This is a genomic window from Actinacidiphila rubida (assembly GCF_900110255.1).
GTDB lineage: Bacteria > Actinomycetota > Actinomycetes > Streptomycetales > Streptomycetaceae > Actinacidiphila > Actinacidiphila rubida.
The window spans coordinates 264,203-289,312 of the sequence record NZ_FODD01000003.1 but is presented as its reverse complement, the minus strand read 5'-3'; the positions used below and the strand labels follow the sequence as shown (position 1 = coordinate 289,312).

23 protein-coding genes are annotated in these 25,110 nt (G+C 73.8%); 13 read left to right on the top strand and 10 right to left on the bottom strand.

The genetic code is table 11. The features are described 5' to 3' along the window. Positions 1 to 408 precede the first annotated feature (408 nt). The 4 genes from aceE (at position 409) to BMW99_RS04295 (ending at position 5,906) form a co-directional block, all read left to right on the top strand. Positions 409 to 3,156 carry a pyruvate dehydrogenase (acetyl-transferring), homodimeric type gene (aceE, locus tag BMW99_RS04310; protein ID WP_069465739.1) on the top strand — a complete coding sequence of 916 codons (2,748 nt, stop codon included), beginning with the start codon at positions 409 to 411 and terminating at the stop codon, positions 3,154 to 3,156. 255 nt (positions 3,157 to 3,411) lie between these two features. Next, positions 3,412 to 4,611, top strand: a complete 1,200-nt coding sequence (locus tag BMW99_RS04305) for an alpha/beta hydrolase (RefSeq protein ID WP_245791182.1) — start codon at positions 3,412 to 3,414, stop codon at positions 4,609 to 4,611. A gap of 89 nt (positions 4,612 to 4,700) precedes the next feature. After that, on the top strand, positions 4,701 to 5,099 hold the full coding sequence (locus tag BMW99_RS04300; protein WP_069465740.1) for an MmcQ/YjbR family DNA-binding protein: 399 nt from the start codon (positions 4,701 to 4,703) through the stop codon (positions 5,097 to 5,099). A 45-nt stretch (positions 5,100 to 5,144) separates the two neighbouring features. After that, the gene (locus tag BMW99_RS04295) at positions 5,145 to 5,906 is read left to right on the top strand and encodes a DUF4429 domain-containing protein (protein ID WP_075016246.1); all 762 of its coding nucleotides are present in this window, start codon (positions 5,145 to 5,147) and stop codon (positions 5,904 to 5,906) included. Between the two features lie 76 nt (positions 5,907 to 5,982). Here the strand turns inward: BMW99_RS04295 and BMW99_RS04290 are convergent, their stop codons facing one another. Beyond that, complete coding sequence (locus BMW99_RS04290) at positions 5,983 to 6,996, bottom strand: aldo/keto reductase (RefSeq protein WP_075016245.1); 1,014 nt, start codon at positions 6,994 to 6,996, stop codon at positions 5,983 to 5,985. Further along, positions 6,996 to 7,421 carry a MerR family transcriptional regulator gene (locus tag BMW99_RS04285; RefSeq protein WP_245791198.1) on the bottom strand — a complete coding sequence of 142 codons (426 nt, stop codon included), beginning with the start codon at positions 7,419 to 7,421 and terminating at the stop codon, positions 6,996 to 6,998. Before BMW99_RS04285 ends, BMW99_RS04290 begins: the two co-directional genes overlap by 1 nt. A 160-nt stretch (positions 7,422 to 7,581) precedes the next feature. Between BMW99_RS04285 and BMW99_RS04280 the strand changes: the two genes are divergently transcribed. Next, positions 7,582 to 8,397, top strand: coding sequence for a serine hydrolase domain-containing protein (locus tag BMW99_RS04280; RefSeq protein WP_069463157.1), 816 nt, complete (start codon positions 7,582 to 7,584; stop codon positions 8,395 to 8,397). Between the two features lie 14 nt (positions 8,398 to 8,411). Here BMW99_RS04280 and BMW99_RS04275 read toward each other — a convergent pair whose 3' ends face one another. Further along, on the bottom strand, positions 8,412 to 9,128 hold the full coding sequence (locus BMW99_RS04275; RefSeq protein ID WP_075016243.1) for a pirin family protein: 717 nt from the start codon (positions 9,126 to 9,128) through the stop codon (positions 8,412 to 8,414). A gap of 271 nt (positions 9,129 to 9,399) precedes the next feature. Here BMW99_RS04275 and BMW99_RS04270 point away from each other — a divergent pair, with 271 nt between their 5' ends. The 5 genes from BMW99_RS04270 (at position 9,400) to fabF (ending at position 14,291) form a co-directional block, all read left to right on the top strand. Continuing rightward, positions 9,400 to 10,539: a PucR family transcriptional regulator gene (locus BMW99_RS04270; RefSeq protein WP_069464015.1), complete on the top strand. Its 1,140-nt coding sequence runs from the start codon at positions 9,400 to 9,402 to the stop codon at positions 10,537 to 10,539. Between the two features lie 89 nt (positions 10,540 to 10,628). Beyond that, on the top strand, positions 10,629 to 11,561 hold the full coding sequence (locus BMW99_RS04265) for an ACP S-malonyltransferase (RefSeq protein WP_069464016.1): 933 nt from the start codon (positions 10,629 to 10,631) through the stop codon (positions 11,559 to 11,561). 15 nt (positions 11,562 to 11,576) lie between these two features. Further along, a complete protein-coding gene (locus BMW99_RS04260; protein ID WP_069464014.1) occupies positions 11,577 to 12,611 on the top strand; it encodes a ketoacyl-ACP synthase III in 1,035 nt (344 codons plus the stop codon). Positions 12,612 to 12,677: 66 nt separating this feature from the next. Continuing rightward, positions 12,678 to 12,923, top strand: coding sequence for an acyl carrier protein (locus BMW99_RS04255; protein WP_069464013.1), 246 nt, complete (start codon positions 12,678 to 12,680; stop codon positions 12,921 to 12,923). Positions 12,924 to 13,022: 99 nt separating this feature from the next. Continuing rightward, complete coding sequence (gene fabF / locus BMW99_RS04250; protein WP_069464012.1) at positions 13,023 to 14,291, top strand: beta-ketoacyl-ACP synthase II; 1,269 nt, start codon at positions 13,023 to 13,025, stop codon at positions 14,289 to 14,291. Between the two features lie 108 nt (positions 14,292 to 14,399). On the opposite strand, the gene BMW99_RS04245 is transcribed toward fabF, so the two are convergent. Continuing rightward, positions 14,400 to 15,308 (bottom strand): NAD(P)-dependent oxidoreductase, encoded by a 909-nt coding sequence (locus BMW99_RS04245; protein ID WP_069464011.1) that lies wholly within the window; start codon positions 15,306 to 15,308, stop codon positions 14,400 to 14,402. A 109-nt stretch (positions 15,309 to 15,417) separates the two neighbouring features. Continuing rightward, entirely contained in the window at positions 15,418 to 15,912 is a 495-nt protein-coding gene (locus BMW99_RS04240) for a DUF3145 domain-containing protein (RefSeq protein WP_069464010.1), read from the bottom strand. A gap of 268 nt (positions 15,913 to 16,180) precedes the next feature. On the opposite strand from BMW99_RS04240, the gene BMW99_RS04235 reads away from it, so the two are divergent. Next, positions 16,181 to 17,137 (top strand): SGNH/GDSL hydrolase family protein, encoded by a 957-nt coding sequence (locus tag BMW99_RS04235; RefSeq protein WP_069464009.1) that lies wholly within the window; start codon positions 16,181 to 16,183, stop codon positions 17,135 to 17,137. A gap of 24 nt (positions 17,138 to 17,161) precedes the next feature. Here BMW99_RS04235 and BMW99_RS04230 read toward each other — a convergent pair whose 3' ends face one another. After that, entirely contained in the window at positions 17,162 to 19,846 is a 2,685-nt protein-coding gene (locus tag BMW99_RS04230; protein ID WP_079175919.1) for a glycoside hydrolase family 3 protein, read from the bottom strand. 107 nt (positions 19,847 to 19,953) lie between these two features. On the opposite strand from BMW99_RS04230, the gene BMW99_RS04225 reads away from it, so the two are divergent. Beyond that, a complete protein-coding gene (locus tag BMW99_RS04225) occupies positions 19,954 to 20,598 on the top strand; it encodes a TetR/AcrR family transcriptional regulator (protein ID WP_075016241.1) in 645 nt (214 codons plus the stop codon). A gap of 43 nt (positions 20,599 to 20,641) precedes the next feature. Here the strand turns inward: BMW99_RS04225 and BMW99_RS04220 are convergent, their stop codons facing one another. Both BMW99_RS04220 and BMW99_RS04215 read right to left on the bottom strand, forming a co-directional pair. Further along, the gene (locus tag BMW99_RS04220) at positions 20,642 to 21,070 is read right to left on the bottom strand and encodes an organic hydroperoxide resistance protein (RefSeq protein ID WP_069464728.1); all 429 of its coding nucleotides are present in this window, start codon (positions 21,068 to 21,070) and stop codon (positions 20,642 to 20,644) included. A gap of 105 nt (positions 21,071 to 21,175) precedes the next feature. After that, positions 21,176 to 22,183, bottom strand: coding sequence for an NADP-dependent oxidoreductase (locus BMW99_RS04215; RefSeq protein ID WP_107451625.1), 1,008 nt, complete (start codon positions 22,181 to 22,183; stop codon positions 21,176 to 21,178). Between the two features lie 110 nt (positions 22,184 to 22,293). Here BMW99_RS04215 and BMW99_RS04210 point away from each other — a divergent pair, with 110 nt between their 5' ends. Further along, a complete protein-coding gene (locus tag BMW99_RS04210) occupies positions 22,294 to 22,746 on the top strand; it encodes a MarR family winged helix-turn-helix transcriptional regulator (protein ID WP_069464730.1) in 453 nt (150 codons plus the stop codon). Between the two features lie 26 nt (positions 22,747 to 22,772). Here the strand turns inward: BMW99_RS04210 and BMW99_RS04205 are convergent, their stop codons facing one another. Both BMW99_RS04205 and BMW99_RS04200 read right to left on the bottom strand, forming a co-directional pair. Then, the gene (locus BMW99_RS04205; protein WP_069464731.1) at positions 22,773 to 23,405 is read right to left on the bottom strand and encodes an SCO2400 family protein; all 633 of its coding nucleotides are present in this window, start codon (positions 23,403 to 23,405) and stop codon (positions 22,773 to 22,775) included. Between the two features lie 195 nt (positions 23,406 to 23,600). Then, the gene (locus BMW99_RS04200; RefSeq protein ID WP_245791181.1) at positions 23,601 to 24,773 is read right to left on the bottom strand and encodes a helix-turn-helix domain-containing protein; all 1,173 of its coding nucleotides are present in this window, start codon (positions 24,771 to 24,773) and stop codon (positions 23,601 to 23,603) included. Between the last annotated feature and the right edge of the window lie 337 nt (positions 24,774 to 25,110).

Below are 25,110 nucleotides of genomic sequence, written 5' to 3'. Positions count from 1 at the left end.
CCTGTCATGGGGACTTTCCCTGTGCTGTGTGTGCCCGCTCCGGTGCGGGCTTATTGGCGGTAGTCCACACGGGCGCGGCGGATCGCGCAAGTACCCGGCGTACGAGACCGCCGAAACGGTGATGATTCGACCGTCTTCCCCGCAACCCGCACACTCCATGGTGACGCACATCACTCCGCTTTGCCGGTGTTGTGGAGGAATGGCGGCACGAGTCGGTCGTACGTCCGACTGGGCGTAGAGTTCGGGTTTGGCGCTGGACCGGTCGGTGCCGCACGCCCTCCAGCAGCACGCCACCACCGGCTCGGCTGTTACCGCTCGGTAGAGATGACGTATCCAACCACGCGGTACACGATGGAGGCGGCGCGACCCTGCAGAGCACCAATATTCAACGAGCAGTGAAGGAACAGCGTGGCTTCCGGATCCGATCGCAACCCGATCATCATTGGCGGCCTTCCCAGCCAGGTCCCGGACTTTGATCCCGAGGAGACGGCGGAATGGCTCGACTCGCTCGACGCGGCCATCGACGAGCGCGGCCGGGAGCGGGCCCGTTACCTGATGCTCCGCCTCATCGAGCGGGCCCGCGAGAAGCGCGTCGCCGTCCCCGAGATGCGCAGCAGCGACTACGTCAACACGATCGCCACCAAGGACGAGCCGTTCTTCCCCGGCAACGAGGAGATCGAGCGCCGGATCCTCAACGCCACCCGGTGGAACGCGGCGATCATGGTGTCGCGCGCGCAGCGCCCCGGGATCGGCGTCGGCGGCCACATCGCGACGTTCGCCTCCTCCGCCTCGCTGTACGACGTGGGCTTCAACCACTTCTTCCGCGGCAAGGACGACGGCCTGGGCGGTGACCAGGTCTTCTTCCAGGGCCACGCGTCCCCCGGCATCTACGCCCGCGCCTTCCTGCTCGACCGGCTCTCCGAGGCCCAGCTCGACGGCTTCCGCCAGGAGCACTCCAAGGCGCCGAACGGGCTCTCCAGCTACCCGCACCCGCGGTCGATGCCGGACTTCTGGGAGTTCCCGACCGTCTCCATGGGCCTCGGCCCCCTGGGCGCGATCTACCAGGCCCGGATGAACCGCTACATGGAGGCCCGCGGCATCGCCGACACCTCCAAGTCACACGTGTGGGCGTTCCTCGGCGACGGCGAGATGGACGAGCCCGAGTCGCTCGGCCAGCTGTCCATCGCCGCCCGCGAGGGCCTGGACAACCTGACCTTCGTGGTCAACTGCAACCTGCAGCGGCTCGACGGCCCGGTGCGCGGCAACGGCAAGATCATCCAGGAGCTGGAGTCGCAGTTCCGCGGCGCCGGCTGGAACGTCATCAAGCTCATCTGGGACCGCTCCTGGGACCCGCTGCTCGCCCAGGACCGCGACGGCGTGCTGGTGAACAAGCTGAACACCACGCCCGACGGCCAGTTCCAGACGTACGCCACCGAGACCGGTTCGTACATCCGCGACCACTTCTTCGGCGACGACCAGCGGCTGCGCAAGATGGTCGAGAACCTCACCGACGAGCAGGTGCTGCACCTGGGCCGGGGCGGGCACGACCACCGCAAGATCTTCGCCGCGTACACCGCCGCGATGGAGCACAAGGGCCAGCCGACGGTCATCCTCGCCCAGACCATCAAGGGCTGGACGCTGGGGCCGAACTTCGAGGGCCGCAACGCGACCCACCAGATGAAGAAGCTGACCGTCGACGACCTCAAGCGCTTCCGCGACCGGCTGCACCTGCCGATCACCGACGCGCAGCTCGACGCCGGCTACCCGCCCTACTACCACCCGGGCCGGAACTCCGAAGAGATCCAGTACATGCACGACCACCGCAAGGCCTGCGGCGGTTACGTGCCCACCCGCGTGGTCCGCGCCAAGCCCCTGCCGCTGCCGGAGGACAAGACCTACGCGGCGGCCAAGAAGGGCTCGGGCGCCCAGTCGATCGCCACCACCATGGCGTTCGTGCGCGTCCTGAAGGACCTCATGCGGGACAAGGAGATCGGCAAGCGCTTCGTGCTGATCGCCCCCGACGAGTACCGCACCTTCGGCATGGACGCGTTCTTCCCGAGCGCGAAGATCTACAACCCGCTCGGTCAGCAGTACGAGTCCGTGGACCGCGAGCTGCTGCTGGCGTACAAGGAGTCGCCGACCGGCCAGATGCTGCACGACGGCATCTCCGAGGCCGGCTGCACCGCCTCGCTGATCGCCGCCGGCTCGGCCTACGCCACGCACGGCGAGCCGCTGATCCCGGTGTACGTCTTCTACTCGATGTTCGGCTTCCAGCGGACCGGCGACCAGTTCTGGCAGATGGCCGACCAGCTCGCGCGCGGCTTCGTGCTCGGCGCGACCGCCGGCCGGACCACGCTGACCGGCGAGGGCCTGCAGCACGCCGACGGCCACTCGCAGCTGCTGGCGTCCACCAACCCGGCCTGCGTCGCCTACGACCCGGCGTACGGCTACGAGATCGCCCACATCGTGCAGGACGGCCTGCGCCGGATGTACGGCGAGACCGCGGACGGCCAGGCGGGCGAGGACGTCTTCTACTACCTCACCGTCTACAACGAGCCGATCCAGCACCCGGCCGAGCCGGCCGACGTGGACGTCGAGGGCATCCTCAAGGGCATCCACCGGATCAGCGCGGGCCAGGCGGGCAGCATCCCGGCGCAGATCATGGCGTCCGGCGTGGCGGTGCCGTGGGCCGTCGAGGCCCAGCGGATCCTCGCCGAGGACTGGGGCGTGCGGGCCGACGTGTGGTCCGCGACGTCCTGGAACGAGCTGCGCCGCGAGGCCGTGTCCGTCGAGCAGCACAACCTGCTGCACCCGGAGGAGGAGCAGGCCGTCCCGTACGTGACCCGCAAGCTCTCCGGCGCGCAGGGCCCGTTCGTGGCGGTCTCCGACTGGATGCGCTCGGTGCCGGACCAGATCGCCCGCTGGGTGCCCGGCCGCTACACCTCGCTCGGCGCGGACGGCTTCGGCTTCGCCGACACGCGTGGCGCGGCCCGCCGCTTCTTCCACATCGACGCGCAGTCGATCGTGCTGGCGGTGCTGACGGAGCTGGCCGGCGAGGGCAGGATCGACCGGTCCGCGCTCAAGCAGGCCGTGGACCGGTACCAGCTGCTGGACGTGGCGGCGGCCGACCCCGGCGCGGCGGGCGGCGACGCCTGACGCACGGCGTTTCCCGTGGGGCCCCGGCGTGTCCGGGGCCCCGCGGCGTACCACCGCGGACTTGGGGCTTTACCTGAATATTCCGTTGTAAAACGTGATCTGGGTCACCATGAGCAACCAGAGCCCCCCTCGCTGTGTCTAGTGTGGGCAGACGAGCATCTGTCGCCGACGGCGCTCGCGACCCCGGATCCTCACGGGATCTCCCCCCAGCCGCCGCCCCGCCCCGTGCGGGACGAATCCGCGAGGCATCAGCGAGTGACCCTTTTCTACGCGCTCTACGTACGACTGAGCCCCACCTCCGTCCGCGCCCTGCTGGCCCTGGCGGTCGTCTTCGTGATGCTGGGCACGACGGGGTGGACGGCGGTCCGGCCGCACACGGTCTCCGGCGCCAGGGCCGCGGCCCTGACGTCGTGGATGCACGGAACGATCGGCCACCACCGGCTGCCCAGCCCCAACGCGGCACCGGCCACCATCGCGAGGTTCTTCGCCTCGCTGACCGCCACCCAGCGCCTCGCCCTGGCCCGCCGCTACCCGCTGGTGGTCGGCAACCTCAACGGCGCCCCACTGGCCCTGCGCTACCGCGCCAACCGGCTGTCGCTGTCCCAGTTCCGGGCGAGCGAGGCGGCGCGCGCGGTCAGTGACAAGCTCACGCCCGCCGGCCGCAAGGTCGCCGAGCGCCTCTCCGGCCGCTACGCCTCGCTGCTCGCCGGCCACCGCCAGATCCTCTCCTTCGACCCGACCGGGCCGGGCCGGGCCGCCGAGGTCTTCGGCGACCTGTCGACCGCCCGCCGGATCGCGGTCGTGGTGCCCGGCGTCGACACGGACATGCTCACCTTCGAGAAGTCCAGCAAGCCGTACTCCTCCCCCACCGGCATGGCCCGCGCCCTGTACGACGAGGAGCAGAACGACCAGCCCGGCGCGCGCACCGCGGTGATCGCGTGGGCCGACTACACCACCCCGTCCGGCGTGGGTCTGGACGCCTCCACCGGCACGCTCGCCGAGCGGGGCGCGGTACGCCTGGAGGGACTGGTCCAGGCGCTGCCGCGGAAGGCCGAGGTGTCGCTGTTCTGCCACTCGTACGGCTCGGTGCTGTGCGGGGTGGCCGCGCCCGACCTGCCGCACGGCAGGATCGGCGACATCGCCGTCTTCGGCAGTCCCGGGATGCGGGTGCGGCGCGCCGCCGACCTGCACACCACGGCCAACGTGTGGGCGGCCAGGGACTCCAGCGACTGGATCAGCGACGTCCCGCACGTGGAGTTCGCGGGTCTCGGCCACGGTGCCGACCCGGTCTCCGGCTCCTTCGGCGCCCGCGTGGTCAGCGCGGCCGGCGCCAGCGGGCACCCCGGCTACTTCGCGCCCGGCACGGCGAGCCTCGCCAACTTCGCGGAGATCGCGCTCGGCGACTACCAGGGCGTGGCCTGCAAGTCCGGCACGGCCTGCACCGACGGGCTTTGACGCCACAGGACCCGACACCGGCGGGCACCGGCACCGCACCGCCGCGCGGCAGAGGACGGCTGTCGGACCCCGCGCCTAGGCTGGCGGACATGGTGACCTTCGAGGAGTTCGCGGGGCTCGCGCTGGCGCTGCCGCAGGCGCACGAGCGGATCACCTGGGGCAGCGAGCACACCTTCCGCGTCGGCGAGAAGATCTTCGCGATGGGCGCGCCCGAGTCCGCGTCCGTCTCGCTGAAGGCGTCCCTGGAGGACCAGAGCGAGCTGCTGGCCGCCGATCCGGAGACGTTCTCGGTCGCGCCGTACGTGGGCCGGTTCGGCTGGGTGCGGGTCGCGCTGGCGACGGCGGACGCGGGGGAACTCGGCGAGCTGCTCACCGAGGCATGGCGGCGAACGGCACCCAAACGCCTGGTGAAGGCATATGACACGGCACCGGGAGAGACGGGTGGGGCGCAAGTGGGGGACGTGCAGAAAAGGCAGCGACGCGCGTAGCGCGGGCCGGGACTGACGGGCGCACCCGGCCATAGGCTGAGCCTTATGGGTGATGTGCTGGCCGGGATCAACGCCGCGTGGGAATTCGAGCCCGACGCTGTCGTCATCCGGTACACCCGTGGCGTGCGCGGCTCGCGACTGCTCCAGTCGCTCGTCGAACGGCGCATCCCGCACGCCGCGATCAAGGACGTCGAGGTGCTCGACGGACGGCGCGGCACGGCGGTACTGCGAGCGGTGCCCCGGCACGGCGCCGACCCGCTCATCGAGGCCGCGGGCGGCCAGCTGAAGGACTCCGCGGACCCCTACCGGCTGGTGGTCCCCGACCAGCACCGCACGCTCGCCGAGTACTACCGCGACGAGCTGCGGGCCGCCGTCGCCGGCCACGACGACGACGGGGAGCCGCCGGCCCGCTTCCTGGTGGATCCGCCGACCGCGCCGCGCTCCTTCAAGGCGTACGACGCGAAGGCCTTCTTCGACGGCCGGTCGGTGGCCTTCCGCTGGTTCTGGACCGGCGCGTCCTCCGCCAAGTGGAAGGCCGGCGACCAGGTCTTCCCGATCGAGGAGCTGAGCGGCGTGGACTGGCGCTCCCCCGAGATGCTCCACGGCCACCTGCGGCTGCTGCGCCGGGACGACGGCACCGGCGGCGCGCCCGGCGCGGCGCCCGGCACCGCGCGGCCGCAGGGCGAGGCCGACCAGGACCCGGCCGCGGTGGTGCTCGGCCTGGGCTACGGCCCGGTGCACGAGTCGCTGCCGTTCGCCGCGGCCGTACTGGCCGCGATCCGCGCCCACCGCACCACTCGCGCCTGAGCGCGGGCCCCCGCAGGTGGGGGCCCGCGCTCAGGCAGGTGCTGGGGCGACGGGTGCGCCGGGGCGGCGGCGCGGCCTACTCGCGCGCCGCCGACGTGCCGGTCATGTCGGCGTAGCGGTCGCCGGCGACCGCGCCCGCGATCGGCTCCAGCCACTCCAGCTCGATCGCGTCGAGCGTGATGTGGGTGGCCGCGGTGTTCTCCAGCACCCGGGACGGCTTGCGGGTGCCCGGGATCGGCACCACCGGCAGGCCGTGCACCTCGGCGCGCTGCTGCACCCACGCCAGGGCGATCTGGCCGAGCGTCGCGTCGTGCGCCTTGGCGGCCTTGCGGACCGGGTCGAGCAGGTTGGCGTTGTGCTTCGCGTTCTCCCCGGAGAACCGCGGCTGGCTGCGCCGGAAGTCGCCCTCGGCGAGCTCGGCCGAGGCGTCCTGGAACGCGCCGGTCAGGAACCCGCGGCCGAGCGGTGAGTACGGCACGAACGTCACGCCGAGCTGCGCCGCCGCGCCCACCACGGACGTCTCCACGTCCCGGCTGAACAGCGACCACTCCGACTGCACGGCGGCGATCGGGTGCACCGCGTACGCCTCGCGCAGCTCCGCGCCGGTCACCTCGGACAGGCCCAGCTGCCGCACCTTGCCCTCGGCGACCAGCTCGGCCATGGCGCCGACGGACTCGCTCAGCGGCACCCGCGGGTCGCGGCGGTGCATGTAGTACAGGTCGATGACGTCGATGCCCAGACGGCGCAGGCTCGCCTCGACCGCGCTCTTGATGTGGGCGGGGTCGTTGCGGATCTCCCGGCCGCCGTCGGGCGTCCGGTGGATGGCGAACTTCGTCGCCAGCACGACCTCGTCGCGGTGCGCCTTCAGGAACGGCGCGAGGAACTCCTCGTTGGCTCCCATGCCGTACATGTCGGCGGTGTCGAACAGGGTCACCCCGGCGCCCAGGGCGGCCTCCAGCGTCTCCCGCGCCGCGCTCTCGTCGGTGGCGCCGTAGAAGTCGCTCATGCCCATGCACCCCAGGCCCTGGACGCCGACCAGCGGGCCGTTCTCGCCGAGCCGGGCGGTTCCGATGCGGTTCTGGGAGGTCATCACGCCGTCCTCTCCGGGGCGCAGCGCGCACCCGCGTAAGTGCTGATCTTGTGGTCCAGGACGGACAGCGTGTCCTGGAGTTCGGCGATGCGCTGCAGGACGTCGGTCCGGGTCGCCTCCAGCAGCGCCTGCCGCTGCGGGTAGGTGTGGTCGCCCGCCCGGACGAGCTCGGCGTACCGGACCATGTCGGCGACCGGCATCCCGGTCAGCCGCAGCTTGCCCACCAGGGCCAGCCAGTCCAGGTCCCGGTTGGTGAAGCGGCGCTGCCCGGTGTGGGAGCGGTCCACGTGCGGCATCAGGCCGATCCGCTCGTACCAGCGCAGGGTGTGCGCGCTGAGCCCGGTGAACTCCGCGACCTCGCTGATCGTGTACCTGTCCTGCCCGAGGGGCCGCGGATGCCCCTGCTCGTCCCCTTCGCAGCTCATCGGATCCGCGGACCCGCGCTGCCGGGTGTCCTTCGCCACCTGCACGACCGTCATGCCCTCCACGCTAAGACGCTGGAGTGCACTCCAGGCAAGCGCCGCCCGGGGCTTTCCGGGGGCCCGTCGCACGGCACCACCCGGGCGGCGCCGTAGGCTCCCGGGCATGGAGAGCCTGGAGATGATCGCGCGCTGGCCGGTCGGTCACGCGGCGGCCGCCGTCGTGCGGCAGGACGGCACGGTGGCCGGCGGCTACGGACCGGCGGACCGCCCGTTCCGGCTGGCCTCGGTGACGAAGCCGCTGGCCGCGTACGCGGTGCTGGTCGCGTACGAGGAGGGCGTCTTCGAACTGGACGACCCGGCGGGGCCCGAGGGCTCCACCGTCCGGCACCTGCTGGCGCACGCGTCCGGCCTCGCGTTCGACGAGCACCGGGTGATGGCCGCGCCCGGCACCCGCCGGCTGTACTCCAACACCGGCTTCGAGGTGCTCGGCGACACCCTGGCCAAGGCGGCGGGCATGCCGTTCGCGGAGTACCTGCGGCAGGCGGTGCTGGAGCCGCTCGGCATGACCGGCACATCGCTGCCGGGCTCGCCGGCCGCGGACGGCGTCTCGACCGCGGGCGACCTCGCGCGGTTCGCCGCGGAACTGCAGGCGCCGCGCCTGCTGCACCCCTCGACGGTGGCCGAGGCCACGTCGGTGGTCTTCCCCGGCCTGAAGGGCGTCCTCCCCGGCTACGGCCACCAGAACCCCAACGACTGGGGTCTCGGCTTCGAGATCCGCGACGGCAAGTCCCCGCACTGGACCGGCGAGCGCTCCTCGCCGCGCGCCTTCGGGCACTTCGGCCAGTCCGGCACGTTCCTGTGGGTGGACCCCGCGGCCGGCGCGGCGTGCGCGGTGCTCACCGACCGGGACTTCGGCGAGTGGGCGCTGCCGCTGTGGCCGGCGCTGACGGACGCGGTGCTGGCCGAGCTGGCCGGCTGACCCCGCGCGGGGCGTTACGGCCGCGGGTCCATGGCCCACACGAGGTACTCGGCCGGGCCCGCGGTGCTCGCGGTGACCGGCGCGGTGCCGGTGATCCGGGCGGCGTCCCCGGGGCCGAGCAGTGCCTCGCCCTCCGCGTCGGCCAGGCGGACGGAGCCGCGGGCCACGTGCACGTAGCGGTGGACGGCGTCCGGCAGCGCGCACGCGTCGGGCCCGTCCGGCCGGCCTGCGTACAGCGCCGCGCGGGGCTGGCGCAGCCGCACCGGCGGGCACGCGTCCGGGTCGCCCGAGGCCAGCAGGCGCAGACCGGGGCCCGGTGGGACCGGGGCGGTCACCGCGGTGTACTCCGGCGGCCCGCCGAAGGGGTCCGGTCGCAGCCACATCTGCAGGAAGCGCAGCGGCTGGGGGCCGGCGTTGCGCTCGGTGTGGCGCACGCCGGTGCCGGCGGAGAGCCGCTGCAGGTCGCCTGCGGCGAGCAGGGCGGTCCGGCCGTGGTCGTCACGGTGTTCGAGGGTGCCGTCGAGCACCCACGTGACGATCTCGGTGTCCCGGTGCGGGTGCTCCGCGAAGCCGGCGCCGGGCGCCAGCGACTCCTCGTTGCACGCGACGAGGTGGCCGAAGGCCACGTTCTCCGGGTCGTAGTGCCCCCCGAACGAGAACGCGTGCGACGTCTCCACCCCCGCACCGTCCCCCCCACGGAACCTCCGGTCCCCCCTCCACACCTCCATCACGCCCCCAACCTACCCACCCGCGGCGCGACGGGACCGCCTGCGGGGCGCGTCCTGCCCCTTGCGGTGCGTTGCCGTGTCCCGGCCGTGGGACGGCGACGGCGCCGAAGGGGCTGGACGAGCCCCGTCAGCATGCGGAGTGAGCCCGAAAGTGGTACCCGGGGGCGCGCGCCGCAGGCGATGAGGCAGGCTTGGGTACGTGCCAGATGCTTCGCAGACTCCGCCAGGCCCAGCCCCCCTCGACGCCGCCGTCCGCGGGGACCACACCGCCACGTTGCGGCGGCTGGAGAAGTCGGCGGGGCGGCTGGCCGCGCACGCCATCGCCCGGATGGACGAGCAGCTGCCGTGGTACCGGGCGATGCCGCCCGAGAACCGCTCGTGGATCGGCCTCGTCGCCCAGGCGGGCATCGCCGCGTTCACCGAGTGGTTCCGGCACCCCGAAGCGCCGCAGGCGATCAGCACGGACGTGTTCGGCACCGCCCCCCGCGAGCTGACGCGGGCGATCTCGCTGCGCCAGACCGTCGAGATGGTCCGCACCACCATCGAGGTGATGGAGGCGGCCATCGACGAGGTCGCCGCGCCCGGCGACGAGGCGGTGCTGCGCGAGGCCCTGCTGGTGTACGCGCGGGAGATCGCGTTCGCCACCGCGCAGGTGTACGCGCAGGCCGCGGAGGCCCGCGGCGCGTGGGACGCCCGCCTGGAGTCCCTGGTCGTCAACGCGGTGCTCTCCGGCGAGGCCGACGAGGGCGTGCTGTCGCGCGCCGCCGCGCTGGGCTGGAGCTCCCCGGACAAGATCGTCGTGGTGCTGGGCACCGCGCCCAACGGCGACAGCGAGCTGACCGTCGAGGCGATCCGCCGGGCCTCGCGGCACGCCAAGCTGCAGGTGCTGACCGGGGTGCTCGGCGAGCGCCTGGTGGTGATCGCCGGCGGCGACGACGACCCGATCCGGGTGGCGAAGGCGCTGATCGGCCCGTTCGCCCCGGGCCCTGTGGTGGCCGGCCCGGTGGTCGGCGACCTGCTGTCGGCGACGCGCTCCGCGCAGGCCGCCGCGGCCGGTCTGAAGGCGTGCGCGGCCTGGCCGGACGCGCCGCGCCCGGTCCTGTCCGACGATCTGCTGCCCGAGCGCGCGATGGCCGGGGACCGCTTCGCCCGCGACCAGCTGGTGGAGGAGATCTACAGGCCGCTGGAGGAAGCGGGCTCCGCGCTGCTGGAGACGCTGAGTGTCTACCTGGAGCAGGCGTCGTCCCTCGAAGGTGCGGCGAGGATGCTCTTCGTGCACCCCAACACCGTGCGCTACCGGCTCCGACGTGTGACTGATGTCACCGGCTGGTCACCTTCCGATGTACGCTCCGCGTTCACCCTCCGCATCGCGCTCATCCTCGGACGGCTGTCCGATTCCGACCGCTCACTCTGAGTTTTTGTTTGACACCCACAAATCACCCGACAGTTCTTCGTCCCTGTCCTCACGGGCGGTCGGGCCTGCTCGCGAGAGAGAGTGTGAGTGTGCTCGTACTCGTAGCTCCCGGCCAGGGCGCCCAGACGCCCGGCTTCCTCGCCCCCTGGCTCGAACTGCCCGGCGCCACCGACCGGTTGGCCGCGTGGTCCGATGCCGCAGGCCTCGATCTGGCGCATTTCGGCACCGCGGCGGACGCGGACGAGATCCGCGACACCAAGGTGGCGCAGCCGCTGCTGGTGGCCGCGGGCCTGCTGTCCGCCGGCGCCCTGGGCCTGACGCCCGACCTCGTCGCGGGCCACAGCGTCGGTGAGATCACCGCCGCCGTCCTGGCCGGCACGCTGTCCGACACCGACGCGATGACGTTCGTGGCCGCCCGCGGCCGCGCCATGGCGGAGGCCGCGGCGGTGACCGAGACCGGCATGTCCGCGGTGCTCGGCGGCGACCCGGACGCGGTCGTCGCGCACCTGGCGTCCCTGGGCCTGACCCCAGCGAACATCAACGGCGCCGGCCAGATCGTGGCCGCCGGTACGGCCCCGCAGCTCGCGGCGCTCTCCGAGAACCGTCCCGAGGGCACCCGCGTGATGCCGCTGAAGGTCGCCGGCGCGTTCCACACCTCCCACATGGCGCCCGCGGTGTCCACACTGGAAGCACTGGCCCCGACGCTGGCGGTCGCCGACCCGAAGGTCCCGTACGTGTCCAACGCCGACGGGCAGCAGGTGGCCGGCGGTCGCGACATCGTGCGCCGCCTGGTGGCGCAGGTGTCCAACCCGGTCCGCTGGGACCTGTGCATGGAGACGTTCAAGGAGCGCGGGGTCACCGGCATCATCGAGGTGTCGCCGGGTGGCACGCTGGTCGGCCTGGCCAAGCGCGCGCTGCCGGGGGTACGCACCCTCGCGCTGAAGAAGCCTGACGACCTGGACGCGGCTCGCGCGCTGATCGCCGAACTCGGCGGCTCGGCTGCGGCCCCGGCGGCGGAATAAGGAGTCCTCGCAGAGATGACAGCGAAGATCAGCCCCAGCAAGGGCGCGCCCTACGCGCGGATCCTCGGCGTGGGCGGCTACCGCCCGAGCCGGGTGGTGCCCAACGAGGTGATCCTGGAGCACATCGAGTCCAGCGACGAGTGGATCCGGTCCCGCTCCGGCATCGCCACCCGGCACTGGGCGGGCCCGGAGGAGACCGTCGCGGAGATGTCGCTCGCGGCGGGTGGCAAGGCGATCGCCGACGCGGGGATCGCCGCCTCGGACATCGACGCCGTGATCGTCGCGACCGTCTCGCACTTCAAGCAGACCCCCGCGGTCGCCACCGACATCGCCCACCGGATCGGTGCGGGCAAGCCGGCCGCGTTCGACATCTCGGCGGGCTGCGCGGGCTTCACCTACGGCCTGACGCTCGCCAAGAGCATGATCACCGACGGCACCGCGCAGAACGTGCTGGTGATCGGCGTGGAGCGGCTGAGCGACCTGACCGACAAGGAGGACCGCGCCACGGCCTTCCTGTTCGGTGACGGCGCCGGCGCGGTCATCGTCGGCCCCTCGCAGGTGCCCGCCATAGGCCCGACGGTGTGGGGCTCCGAGGGTGACAAGGCGGAAACGATCAAGCAGACCGTCGCGTGGGACGAGTTCCGCACCGGCGACGTGTCCCGGCTTCCGCTCGACTCGTCCGGCAACGTGAAGTTCCCGGCGATCACCCAGGAGGGCCAGGCCGTCTTCCGCTGGGCCGTGTTCGAGATGGCCAAGGTGGCCCAGCAGGCGCTGGACGCCGCCGGGATCACCGCCGACCAGCTCGACGCGTTCATCCCGCACCAGGCGAACATGCGGATCATCGACTCGATGATCAAGGCGCTCAAGCTGCCCGACCACGTGGCCGTGGCCCGCGACATCGAGACCACCGGCAACACCTCGGCCGCCTCCATCCCACTGGCCATGGAGCGGCTGCTCGCCACCGGCGAGGCCAAGAGCGGGGACACCGCCCTGGTCATCGGGTTCGGGGCGGGTCTGGTCTACGCGGCCACTGTCGTTACTCTCCCCTAGGCACACCCACCGCGGCGCCGCAGTCCCGCACGCCGCACCATCGGTTACACATCAAGGAGCGCCGCAATGGCCACCAAGGAAGAGATCGTCGCCGGTCTCGCCGACATCGTGAACGAGATCGCCGGTATCCCGACCGAGGACGTCCAGCTGGACAAGTCCTTCACCGACGACCTGGACGTCGACTCGCTGTCCATGGTCGAGGTGGTCGTGGCCGCCGAGGAGCAGTTCGGCGTGAAGATCCCGGACGACGACGTCAAGAACCTCAAGACGGTCGGCGACGCGGTCGACTACATCCTGAAGGCCCAGGGCTGACCACGGCCCCGAGCCGAACCCACCGGTCCCGGGACAGGGGACCGACCCCCGGACGACGCGCCTGTCGCCCGCCCTTCTAGACGTGGAGAGACAATTCCTGTGAGCCCGACCAATCGCACCGTGGTCGTCACCGGTATCGGAGCAACCACACCGCTGGGTGGCGACAGCGCGTCGACCTGGGAGGCGCTGCTCGCCGGTCGTTCCGGCGTGTCGACCCTTCCACAGGAGTGGGCGGCCGACCTGCCGGTTCGCATCGCCGCGCAGATCGCCGTCGAGCCCGGCGAGATCCTGCCGCGGCCGCTCGCCCGCAAGCTGGACCGCAGCGCGCAGTTCGCGCTGATCGCCGCCCGTGAGGCGTGGGCCGACGCCGGCTTCACCGCCAAGGCCGGCGAGGACGCGGCCGTCGACCCCGACCGCCTGGGCGCCGTCATCGCGTCCGGCATCGGCGGCGTGACGACGCTGCTCGACCAGTACGACATCCTGAAGAACCAGGGCGTCCGCAAGGTGTCCCCGCACACCGTGCCGATGCTCATGCCGAACAGCCCCGCGGCGAACGTCGGCATCGAGGTCAACGCCCGGGCCGGTGTGCACACCCCGGTCAGCGCCTGCGCGTCGGGCGCCGAGGCCATCGGGTACGCGATCGAGATGATCCGCACCGGCCGCGCCGACGTGGTGGTGGCCGGCGGCACCGAGGCGGCGATCCACCCGCTGCCCATCGTCGCGTTCGGCAACATGATGGCGATGTCCAAGAACAACGACGACCCGCAGGGCGCGTCCCGCCCCTACGACAGCGACCGCAACGGCTTCGTGCTGGGCGAGGGCGCCGGCGTGATCGTGCTGGAGTCCGCCGAGCACGCGGCGGCCCGCGGTGCGCGGGTCTACGTGGAGGCCGTCGGCCAGGGCATCTCGGCGGACGCGCACCACATCACGCAGCCCGAGCCCACCGGGCGCGGCATCGCCGCGGCGCTGCAGAACCTGCTGGACGCCACCGACCTCAAGCCGGCCGAGATCGTGCACGTCAACGCGCATGCGACGTCCACCCCGCAGGGTGACGTGGCCGAGGTCAAGGCGCTGCGGAAGGTCTTCGGCCACGACGTGGACCACATGGCGGTGTCCGCCACCAAGTCCATGACGGGGCACCTGCTCGGCGGCGCCGGCGGTATCGAGACGGTGGCCACGGTGCTGGCGCTCCACCACCGGCTGGCCCCGCCGACGATCAACCTGGACAACCCGGACCCCGAGGTCGACGCCGACATCGTGCGCGGCGAGCCCAGGCCGCTGCCGGCCGGGACGATCGCCGCGCTGAACAACTCGTTCGGCTTCGGCGGCCACAACGTCGTCCTGGCCCTGCGGACGCCGTCCGTCTGACATCCCGCCGGCGCCTCACTGCCGCCGGCCCGTGAGATACGCCTTCGGCCCGCTTCCGCGGGCCGAAGGCGTTTTCTCACGGGCGGTGCGGCCCGCCGGTGCCCGCTGCTACTCCGCCGGCGCGCCGTCGAACGAGGCGAAGTACGAGGCGGCCATGTCGTCGCCGCCGTGCCCCTGCTCGCTGGCCCGCCGGAACCGCTCCGCACCGGCCGCCGTGAGGTCCATCCGCACCCCGTTGCGCTCGCCTGCGGCCACGATCAGCCGCGCGTCCTTCCAGGCGGCCTCGACGGTGAAGGCGGGCGTGAAGTCGCCCCCGCGGATGGCCGCGGCCTTCGTGCGCAGGTAGGGCAGGTCGAGCGCCCCGCCGTCGATGGCCTCGAAGAAGCGGTCCGGGTCGACGCCCAGGCCGCGGGCGAGCGCCATCGTCTCGGCGGTGGCGTGGGTGACCGCCAGCACCCAGTTGTTGAGCACCAGCTTCAGGGTGCTCGCGGGCCCCTCGGTGCCGTCCTGGCCGAGCCAGATGGTGCTGCGGCCGACGGCGTCGAACAGCGGCTCGGCGACCGGGCGTGCCGCGTCGGGCCCGGCGGCCAGCACCGTCAGCTGGCCGGACTCGGCGACCGACCGCGTGCCCAGCACGGGCGCGTCCAGGAAGAGCAGGCCGTGCTCGCGGGCCAGCCCGGCCAGCTCGCTCTGCGCGGTGGGGCCGACGGTGCTGCTCTGCATCCACACCGCGCCCTCGCGCAGGCCCGGCGCGGCACGGTGCATGACGTCCAGGACGGCGGCGCCGTCCAGCAGCATGGTGATCACCGCGTCGGCGCCGCGGACCGCCGCCTCGGGGTCGGCGAGGACGCGCACGCCGTGCTCGGCCAGCGGCCTGGCGCGGTCGACGGTGCGGTTCCAGGCGCGGACCTCGTGACCGGCGGCGGCGAGGTTGCGGGCCATGCCCGCGCCCATCAGGCCGGTGCCGAGGACCGCGACGGAGAGGGGACCGGAGGAGCCGGAGAAGTCAGTCGACATACCGGCAGGCTATGCCCGGCCGCCGCGGGCGGCCGCCCGGGGCACAACCCCCGGACACGGCCATCCGTGTGAACGCGCGTCAGCGGGCCGTGTCGGACCTGGTGCCCGGTCAGACCACCTGGTGGAGCCAGCGCACCGGCGCACCCTCACCCGCATAGCGGAACGGCTCCAGTTCGTCGTCCCACGGCTTGCCGAGCAGCCGGGAGAGCTCGCTCTCCAGGTCGGCCTCGCCGCGGCCGGCCCGCAGCATGGCGGCGCGCAGCCGGTCCTCGGGGATCAGGATGTCGCCGTGCATGCCGATGACGGCATGGAAGATGCCCAGCTCGGGCGTGGCGCTGTAGCGCTCGCCCTCGGCCGTGGCGCACGGCTCCGCCGTCACCTCGAAGCGCAGCAGGTGCCAGCCGCGCAGGGCCGAGGCCAGCTTGGACGCGGTGCCGGGTTCGCCCTGCCAGGAGAACTCGGCACGCCAGGTCCCTGGAGCGGCGGGCTGCCGGATCCAGTCCAGGCTCACGCGCACGCCGAGAACGCCCGCGACGGCCCACTCGACGTGCGGGCACAGCGCGCGCGGTGCGGCGTGCACGTACAGAACACCACGTGTCGTCACCGGTACCTCCAGTGTGGGACGAGGTTCGCCTTCCCCAGCGGCCTCACACACGAACCAGATGGAACCGGGGCATCATGAGACGTTCTGCGACATTGTGCACTATTCATCACAATCAGGACAAGAATCGCGTCTGACACCCGATAAACTCCGATCTCCCGTCAGTTCCCTTCGGGTGTCAGGGAAAAGCTACCGTGCGGCGTCCTGAAGGGGGTGACGTACGGTCGGGCTCGTACCAGATGTCACCCACTCGTCGGAGGGGAAGTACCGGATGCGATCGCTCTCGCGCAGCGGCCTGGCCCTCGCCGTCACCGCGCTTCTGCTGGCCGGATGCGGGGCGGGCGGCGCGCGGGCCGACCGCACCAGGCCCGGTGGGGGGACGCCCACCGCACAGATCTCGCATTCCGCGGGCACCGGCGGCGAGGCCGCGCCCGGGCAGGCGGCGCGGCCCGACAAGCCCGACGCGCCCGAGCAGCAGGAGCAGCAGGAGCGGCCGTGGAACGTCCGCCCCGCGTCCGTGGCGTCGCTCGGTGACTCCATCACCCGCGGCTTCGACGCCTGCGACCCCTTCACCGACTGCCCCGCGGTGTCCTGGGCGACCGGGACCAAGACCGCGGTGCACAGCCTCACCTCGCGGCTGGCCCCCGGCACGGGCAGCTGGAACCTGGCCCGTTCCGGGGCCCGGGTCGCCGACCTGCCGGCGCAGGCCCGCGCCGCCGCCGCGCACCACCCCGCGATGGTCACCGTGCTGATCGGGGCCAACGACGCGTGCGCGGCCACCACCGGCGCGATGACGCCGGTCGCCGACTTCCGTACCGCGTTCAACGGCACCCTGGCCTACCTGCACCGGGTGCTGCCGGGCACCCAGGTCCTGGTGGCGAGCATCCCCGACCTGCAGCACCTGTGGTCGGTGGGCCGCACCAGCGTGCTGGGACGGCAGTTGTGGCGGCTGGGACTGTGCCCGACCATGCTCAAGGACCCCGACGTGGTGACCGCGGCGGCCAACGCCCGGCGCGCCGAGGTGCGCAACCGGGTGATCGCCTACAACACGGCGCTGGCGCAGGTGTGCCAGCACTACGACCGCTGCCGGTTCGACGGCGGCGCGGTCTTCCGCTTCCCGTTCAGCAGCAGCCAGCTGAGCAAGTGGGACTTCTTCCACCCCAACCAGGACGGCCAGGCCGAACTGGCGAAGATCCTGGCGGGCGTGGCCTCCGGCGCCGTCCTCTGACGGTCGCGCGCCCCGGGTGCGGGCTCAGGCACCGGCGCTCGGCGGTGCGGTGAACGCCGCGGTGAGCCGGACGTCGGTCAGGCTGTGCCCGGCGTCCAGCGCGTAGCCGCCGGGCAGCAGACGCCAGCCGGCGGCCGTCCCGTCCCAGGTGCGGATCGCCCGTTCCGGCAGCGGCAGCCGGACCTCGACCGACCCGCCGGGTGCCGCCTCGGCCACCGCGAACGCCGCCAGCCAGCGCCGCGGCCGCTCCACGGCACTGCCGCCGCCCGCCGCGCCGCCGTCCCCCGCATCGCCCTCCGCCGGCCGCAGGTACAGCTGCACCACCTCGCGGCCGTGCCGCGCGCCGGTGTTGCGCAACCGGACCGTGGCGACGGCGAGGGTGCCGTCCTCGGCCGGGCGCGGCTCGACGGTCAGCGACTCGTAGGCCCAGGTGGTGTAGCCGAGGCCGTGGCCGAACGGGTACGCCGGGGCGGCCGGCGCCCGGTCCCAGGCCCGGTAGCCGATGAACAGCCCCTCCTCGTAGTCGAGCCGGCCGTCCCGCGGGGTGACGCGGGAGACCGGCGCGTCGGCCAGCCGGGCGGGCCAGGTGGTGGGCAGCCGGCCGCCGGGCTCCCGCGCGCCCAGCAGCACGTCGGCGAGGGCCGCGCCCGCCTCCTGGCCGGGGAACCAGGCGAGCAGGACCGCGGCCACGTCGTCGCGCCACGGCATCTCCACCGGCGCGCCGGAGTTGACGACCACGACCGTGCGGGGGTTGGCGGCGGCGACGCGGGCGACCAGCTCGTCCTGCCGGCCGGGCAGCCGCAGGCTCGTGCGGTCGAAGCCCTCGGACTCCACCCGTTCGGTGGTGGCGACCACCACCACCGCGGTGTGCGCGGCCCGCGCCGCGGCCACCGCCTCGTCCAGCAGCTCGCCGGGGTCGCGCTCGGGCTCGCCGTGCGCCAGCGAGAAGCCGATGGCCTGGACGGGCAGCGGCAGATCCTTCACCGGGGTGTGCACGAGGCTCACGTCGACCGCCCGGCCCGCCTCCAGCTCGACGGCGCCGCGTTCGGTGGGGGTGCCGAAGAACGCCTCGAAGGGGTCGGGGTTCTCGTCCGCCTGCGTGCCGTCGAAGAGCACGGTGCCGTCGACCGTCAGCCGGAAGCCGCCGAGGCCGCGGGTGCCGAAACGGTGCGCGCCGGAGACCCGCGGCACGAACCGGCCGCACACCTCGACGGTCTCCACGTCGTCGTGGGCGGCGCCCTCGGGCAGGTCGCCGAGCCACAGCAGCTGGCCGCCGGGCAGCGGCTCCGCGCCCAGCTCCCGCCCTTCGGCGTCCCGGGCGACGCCCCGCAGCGTGAACCCGGCCCCCGCAGCGGCCAGTTCCTCGCTGGGGTCGGCGCCCGCCGCCCAGGTCAGCGGGACGTCCCGCGGGAGCGCGGCGCGCAGCCCGTCGAGCGGCGAGACGACGTGGGCGGGGAAGACCTGGGCCGAGCCGCCGCCCAGGATGCGCGCCTCGCGGGCCGCGGCGCCGATCAGCGCGATGCCGCGCCGCCCGTCCCCGCCCAGGACGCCCCCGGGCTCCCCGGTGCCCCCGGCTCCGGTCCGGAGAGCCGCGGGGTCCAGCGGGAGGACGGGAGCGCCGTCGCGGTCCTCGTTGCGCAGCAGGACGCACGAGGTGACGGCGATCTCGCGGGCCAGCGCGTCCCCGTCGACGGCGGCCGGCCGGTCCGCGGCCGCGACGGCGGCCGGGGCGCCGGCCAGCAGCCCGCAGCGCGCGGCCAGTCGCAGCACCCGCCGCACGGCCGCGTCCACCAGTTCCTCCCCTGACTCCCCGGCCTCCCCGGCCCGCACGGCCGCGGCGAGCGCCGGCCCGTAGACGGTCAGCGGCCCCGGCATGGCCAGGTCCAGGCCGCCGCGCAGCGCCCCCGCGGTGCCGCGGGCGGCGAACCAGTCGGAGACCACGACGCCGTCGAAGCCCCACTCGCCGCGCAGCACGCCGTTCACCAGGGCGTCGTGCTCGGTCATCGTGGTGCCGTTGACCGCGTTGTACGCGGCCATCACACCCCACGGCCGGGCGTCCGCCACGATCGCCTCGAACGGCGCCAGGTACAGCTCGCGCAGGGCGCGTTCCGGGATGCGGTTGTCGACGCCGAAGCGCTCGGTCTCCGCGTCGTTGCCGACGAAGTGCTTGACGGTGACGCCGACCCCGCCGTCCTGGACGCCGCGCACGTAGCCGGTGCCGATCGCGCCGGTCAGGTACGGGTCCTCGCTGTACGCCTCGAAGTGCCGCCCGCCCAGCGGGCTGCGGTGCAGGTTGACGGTGGGGGCCAGCAGCACGTGGACGCCCTTGCGGTGGGCCTCCTGGGCCAGGAGGCGGCCGGCGCGCCGGGCCAGCGCCGGGTCCCAGGTGGCGGCGAGCGCGGTGGGGCTCGGCAGCGCGACGGACGGGTCCACGCTGGTCCACCGGCGGCCGCGGACGCCGATCGGCCCGTCGGACATCACCAGGGAGCCGAGGCCGATCGCGTCGAGCGCGGGCAGCGTCCACATGTCCTGCCCGGCGAGCAGCCGGGTCTTCGCGTCGAGGTCGAGCGCCGCGAGCGCCGCCTCGACCGCCTCCTCGCGGCGCGCGTCGGCGTCCGCGTCCGCCACGCCGACTTCTCCCACGGTGGCCGCCGAAGGTCCCCCCGCCGGGTCCACCGCCGCCGTGCCCCGCGCCGTCTCAGGTGTCATGGCGGCCATCCTGGACCGCGGGCACCCGGATCGCCTGTCGGCCGGTAGGGATGGTTACCTTCTCGTTATCTTGTACGCTCGGCCCCCTGCGGAAGGGGCTGACGGGCATGACAGGAGCCAGGGCCGAGCGGGGCGGGCGGGCCGAGCGGGGCGGGCGGCGCGCGGAGATAATCCAGGCCGCGACGGAGGTGATCGCCGAACGCGGCTACCGCGGGGCGACGCTGGCCGCGGTGGCCGAGCGGGTGGGGCTGACGCAGCAGGGGCTGATGCACTACTTCGCCACCAAGGAGGCGCTGCTGGTCGCCGTCCTGGAGGCGCGCGACCAGTGGGACATGGCGTCGGCGGCGCTGCACGGCCGCGCCTGGCCGCTGGAGGTGGTGGCGAACCTCGTCGAGTACAACGCGACCCGGCCCGGCATCGTCCAGGCGTTCACGGTGCTGGCCGGCGACAGCGTGACCGAGGGCCACCCCGCGCAGGACTACTTCCGGGACCGTTACGCGGCGGTGCGCGAGGGCGGCGCGGAGGCGCTGCGCGCGGAGTACGGCGACCGGCTGCCCGGCGGGCTGACCCCCGAGCAGGCGGCGACGCTGCTGGCCGCGGTCGTCGACGGCCTGCAGGTGCAGTGGCTGCTCGACCCCGGGGCGGTGGACATGCCGGCCGCCTTCCGCGACTTCCTGTCCCTGCTGGCGCCGCCGCCCGCTCCCCCGGCCGGCGAGGAGCGGTGCGCGCCGGGCGCGGCCGGGAACGCGTGAGGGCCGCGCCCCGTCCGGAGCGCGGCCCTGACGAGCGGATCCGTCAGACGACGGTCAGCTCGACCGCGATGTTGCCCCGCGTGGCGTTGGAGTAGGGGCACACCTGGTGCGCCTTCTCCACCAGGTCGTGGGCGGTGGCGGCGTCCACCGCCGGTATGGACACGGCGAGTTCGACGGTCAGGCCGAAGCCGCCGCCTGCCGTCTTGCCGAGGCCGACCCGGGCGGTCACCCGGGAGCCGGTGATGTCGGCGCCCTCACGGCGGGCGACGACGCCCAGCGCGCTCTGGAAACAGGCGCTGTACCCGGCGGCGAAGAGCTGCTCGGGGTTGGTGCCCGCGCCGCTCCCGCCCAGCTCCTTAGGCGGGTTGACGACGACGTCCAGCTTGCCGTCGTCACTGGCGACGCGGCCGTCACGGCCGTTCTCCGCGGTGGCGACGGCGGTGTACAGGACGTCCACGGACTGGATGGTCATGAGCAGGTCCTCCTGGTAGGGCGTGCGGTCGCGCCTGCAACGGTTGTTGAATCGCGGTGGTGAATCGCGGTGCCGGTGTCGACCCCGCCGGCCGTCGCCCGCACCTCACTCGGGGAGGGCGACGATCATCTTTCCGGTGTTGTCACCGCGCAGCAGTCCAAGGAACGCGTCCAGCGTGTGCTCGATTCCCGTGACCACGGTGTCCTGGTACCGCAGGCTGCCGTCCCGCAGCCAGCCGCCCACCTCGCGGACGAACTCCGGGCGCAGGTCCTGGTGGTCGCCGACCAGGAAGCCGTTGAGCGAGGCCCGCTTGCCGATGAGCAGCGCGAGGTTGCGCGGCCCCGGCTGCGGCTCGGTCGCGTTGTACTGGGCGATGGCCCCGCACAGCGCGGCGCGGCCGTGCACGCGCAGCGCGCCGATCGCCGCCTCCAGGTGGTCGCCGCCGACGTTGTCGAAGTAGACGTCGATGCCGTCGGGCGCGGCCGCCCGCAGCTGCTCGGCCACCGGCGCCTTCTTGTAGTTGAAGGCGGCGTCGAAGCCGTACTCGTCCAGCAGCAGGGCGACCTTCTCGTCGGAGCCGGCGCTGCCGATGACGCGCGAGGCGCCCTTGAGCCGGGCGATCTGGCCGGCCTGGCTGCCGACCGCGCCCGCGGCGCCGGAGACGAACACCGTCTCGCCCTCGGCGAGGCGGGCGACGCGCAGCACGCCGGCGTACGCGGTCAGGCCGGTCATGCCGAGCACGCCGAGGTAGGCGGGCAGCGGCGCGGCCTCCGGGTCCACCGGGACCGTGTGCGCGGCGTCCACCAGCGCGTACTCGCGCCAGCCGAGGCCGTGCAGCAGGTGGTCCCCGACGGCGATCCCGTCGGCGGCGGAGGCCACCACGCGGCCCACCGCGGCACCGAGCATCGGCTCCCCCAGCGCGTACGGGGCCGCGTAGGACTTGGCGTCGTTCATCCGCCCCCGCATGTACGGGTCCACCGAGAGGTAGAGGTTGCGGACGAGGACCTGGCCCGGGCCGGGCTCCGGGGTCTCCGCCTCGGCGAGGGCGAAGTCGCCGGGGACGGGCCAGCCCTGGGGGCGGGCCGTCAGGTGCCATTCGCGGCTTGTGGGCATGGGACCGGCTCCTTCCGCCATGGAACTTCATCATGGCAAAGATTCATGTTCTTAATTAACCATGGTCCTGGATGTTTCACTTTGTCAAGCAAACCACTACCCTGGTTCCCATGACACGCCGCATGGACCCGCTGACCGCCGAGGTCGTCGACCTGATCGGCACGATCGTGGCGCGCTACTACCAGGAGTACGACGCGGCGGCCGCCGTGCACCGCCTGACGGGTGCGCAGGCCCGCGTCCTGGCCCTGCTCGCCCCCGGCCCGATGCCCATGCGGCAGATCGCCCAGCGCCTGAAGTGCGAGCCGTCCAACGTCACGGGCATCGTGGACCGGCTGGAGGCCCAGGGGCTCGCCGAGCGCCGCGCGGACCCGGCGGACCGCCGCGTCAAGCTCGCCGCCGCCACCGAGCAGGGCCGCGACACCGCCGCCCACCTCCGCGCCTCCCTCGACTTCGCCCGCGAACCGCTCGGCGCCCTCTCGGAGCAGGACCGCCGCACCCTGCGCGACCTGCTCCAGCGCATGCTCGGCGACGCCCCCGCGGGCGGATCGCCCGCCTCCGCCTAGGGTCCGCGGACCCTAGGCGCGGGGAGTCACTGGCACCACCAGAGCACCTTCTTGCACGGCGTCCTGGTCGGCGTCGGGGACGACGGCGGCTGGGTGGTGGTGGCCGTCGGCTTGGGGGTGTGGTGGGTCCTGGTCGGGCTCGCCGGCGGCGTGGTGGCCGCGGCCGTGGTGTGGGTGGCGGTCGCGGTGGGGGTGGTCGCCGAAGCGGACGGCGAGGCCGAGCCCGACGGCGACGCGCCGTGGTGGCCCGAGGAGGGGCGGCCGGACGGGAAGAGGCCCGCGTCGTCGGGGGACGCGGCGCCCGAAGGGGTGCCGGTCACCACGGGGTTGACGCCGACGCCGGGGTCGGAGCCGCCGCCACCACCACCGGACAGCGCGGCCATGGAGAACATCGTCAGCGCGCCCACCACCGCGATCGCGCCGACACCGTAGACCGCGGCCCGCTGCCGTCCGCGCCGCGCCCTGCGGGCGGCCGAGCGGCGCCCGTCGGCGCGTCGTGACGCGCGTCCGTCCCGCCCGCCGGGGTCGTCGTCCGGAACGGGTGGCAGCGTGGCGGTGTCGGTGACCGCGGGCAGCGCGAGCTTGTCCGCGGGCGTCCCGCACCCCGGGCATGAGTACGCGCCGTTGAGGTGACGCCGGCACGCGTAGCAGTAATCCATGGCGGGATGGACATTAAAGGAACGCTCGCCCCAGGCGTAACCCTGGCCTTCCGCTTCTCACGGCTTTGCCGGGAAACTCCCTCCCGGGTCACGTCCCTGCGGCCGCCCGGCCACCCTGCGTGACCGGAACGCCGGGTGAAGGGAGGGCCACGTCTCGGACCACCGCAGGTCACGGGCGCAGGCGGCCGGCGCGCGTCACAGGCCGAGACGGGGCGCGGCGCCGAACGCGCTGGCCATCAGGCGGCTGCGCAGGGCCACTTCCAGCTCGAAGCGGGCGTCGGGGTCGGCCAGCGCGGGGCCGAACAGCCGCTGCACCTGGTGCAGCCGCTGCCGCGCGGTCTGCGGGTGGATGCCGAGCCGGGCGGCGACGTCGGGCGCGCTGCCGCGGTTGGTCTGCAGCCACGCCAGCAGCGTCGCGGCCAGCCGCTCGCCGCGCTTCGGGGTGAGAGCGGCCAGCGGGCTCAGCCGCCGGTCGGCGATCAGCTTCACCAGCGACGGGTCGCCGAGCAGCAGCAGTTCGGGCAGGCACCGCTCGCCGTCCACCGGACCGCGGGCGGCGTGCGGCCCGGGCAGGCAGGCGCGGATCGCCCGGGCCCAGCGCAGCGAGTCGGCGGCGGCGTCCGGCGGCACCGTCGGGCCGATCACCGCTCCCCTGCCCTGCATCGCCCGCTGGACCTGCCCGTCCCGCAGGTACAGCGCCGGCTCGGGCACCACCAGGCACGGCTCCGCCCCGTCGAGGTCGGCCAGCACCAGGTCGGGCAGGCGCAGGCCCGGCACGGCTGCGGCCGCGCCCGGCGGCGCGGCCGCGGGGCCCAGTGCCACGCCGGCGACGCCCACCGGCAGCGGCCAGTCGGCCAGCCGGGCGGCGTCGCGGACCGCGCCCGGTGGGGCGCCGGACGCCAGCAGGTCCAGCAGGTGGTGCCGGCGGCGGCCGAACGTGCCGGCCTCGTCGGCCCGCGCGGCGGCGTAGCCGGCGACGGCCGCGGCGGCCAGCTCGTCGATGTGCGCGAAGATCGCCTCGGCGAGCAGCACCATGCGGTCGGAGCCGAGTCCGGTGCGGCCGGCGACCCGGGCGTAGCGGCGCCAGGCGACGCGGGCGCCGACCCGGTACGCGGCCTGGAGCGCGTCGAGGCTGCGTCCCTCCGCGAACTCGCCCCGCCCCAGGGCCCGGTGGACCCGCAGCCGCTCCTCGCCGAGCGCGCCCTCACCGCTGCCGTCCAGCAGGTCGGCGAATTGCTCCAGCGCGGTCTCCACGCCCTGCTGGATTCCCGCGCCGAATTGCCCCGCGAGCGGCCGCGAGAAATCCGGGACGTGGCGCCGTATCTCGGTGATGATCTCGGCCGCGAGAGAGGAGCGCTCCTTTCTCACTTCCGCGGCGAAACGCGCCGGCATTCGCGACCAGGGACCTTCCACGCCGCGAGTATGCGGCGATGTTACTGGTGAGTCAATAGACGTGACAGGGACGGCTGCCGGCCGTTCCGGCAGCGTGACGGCCGCACTGCCCGCCGGTCCCGGACGGTACGCGGGCGCGGGACGCGGGCCGGGGCGCGGGCCGGACGGGCGGCCCGGCGGTCGTGCGCCGCGGGCCTGGCGGCCGGATTCCTGTGCCGCGGGTGACAGTTCCCCGATTGCCCGCGCCGCGGTTCCAGGCATCTTCCGACGGGCTTTTCCGCGCGGCGGAAACCTCCGTTGACCGCCCTCGGCA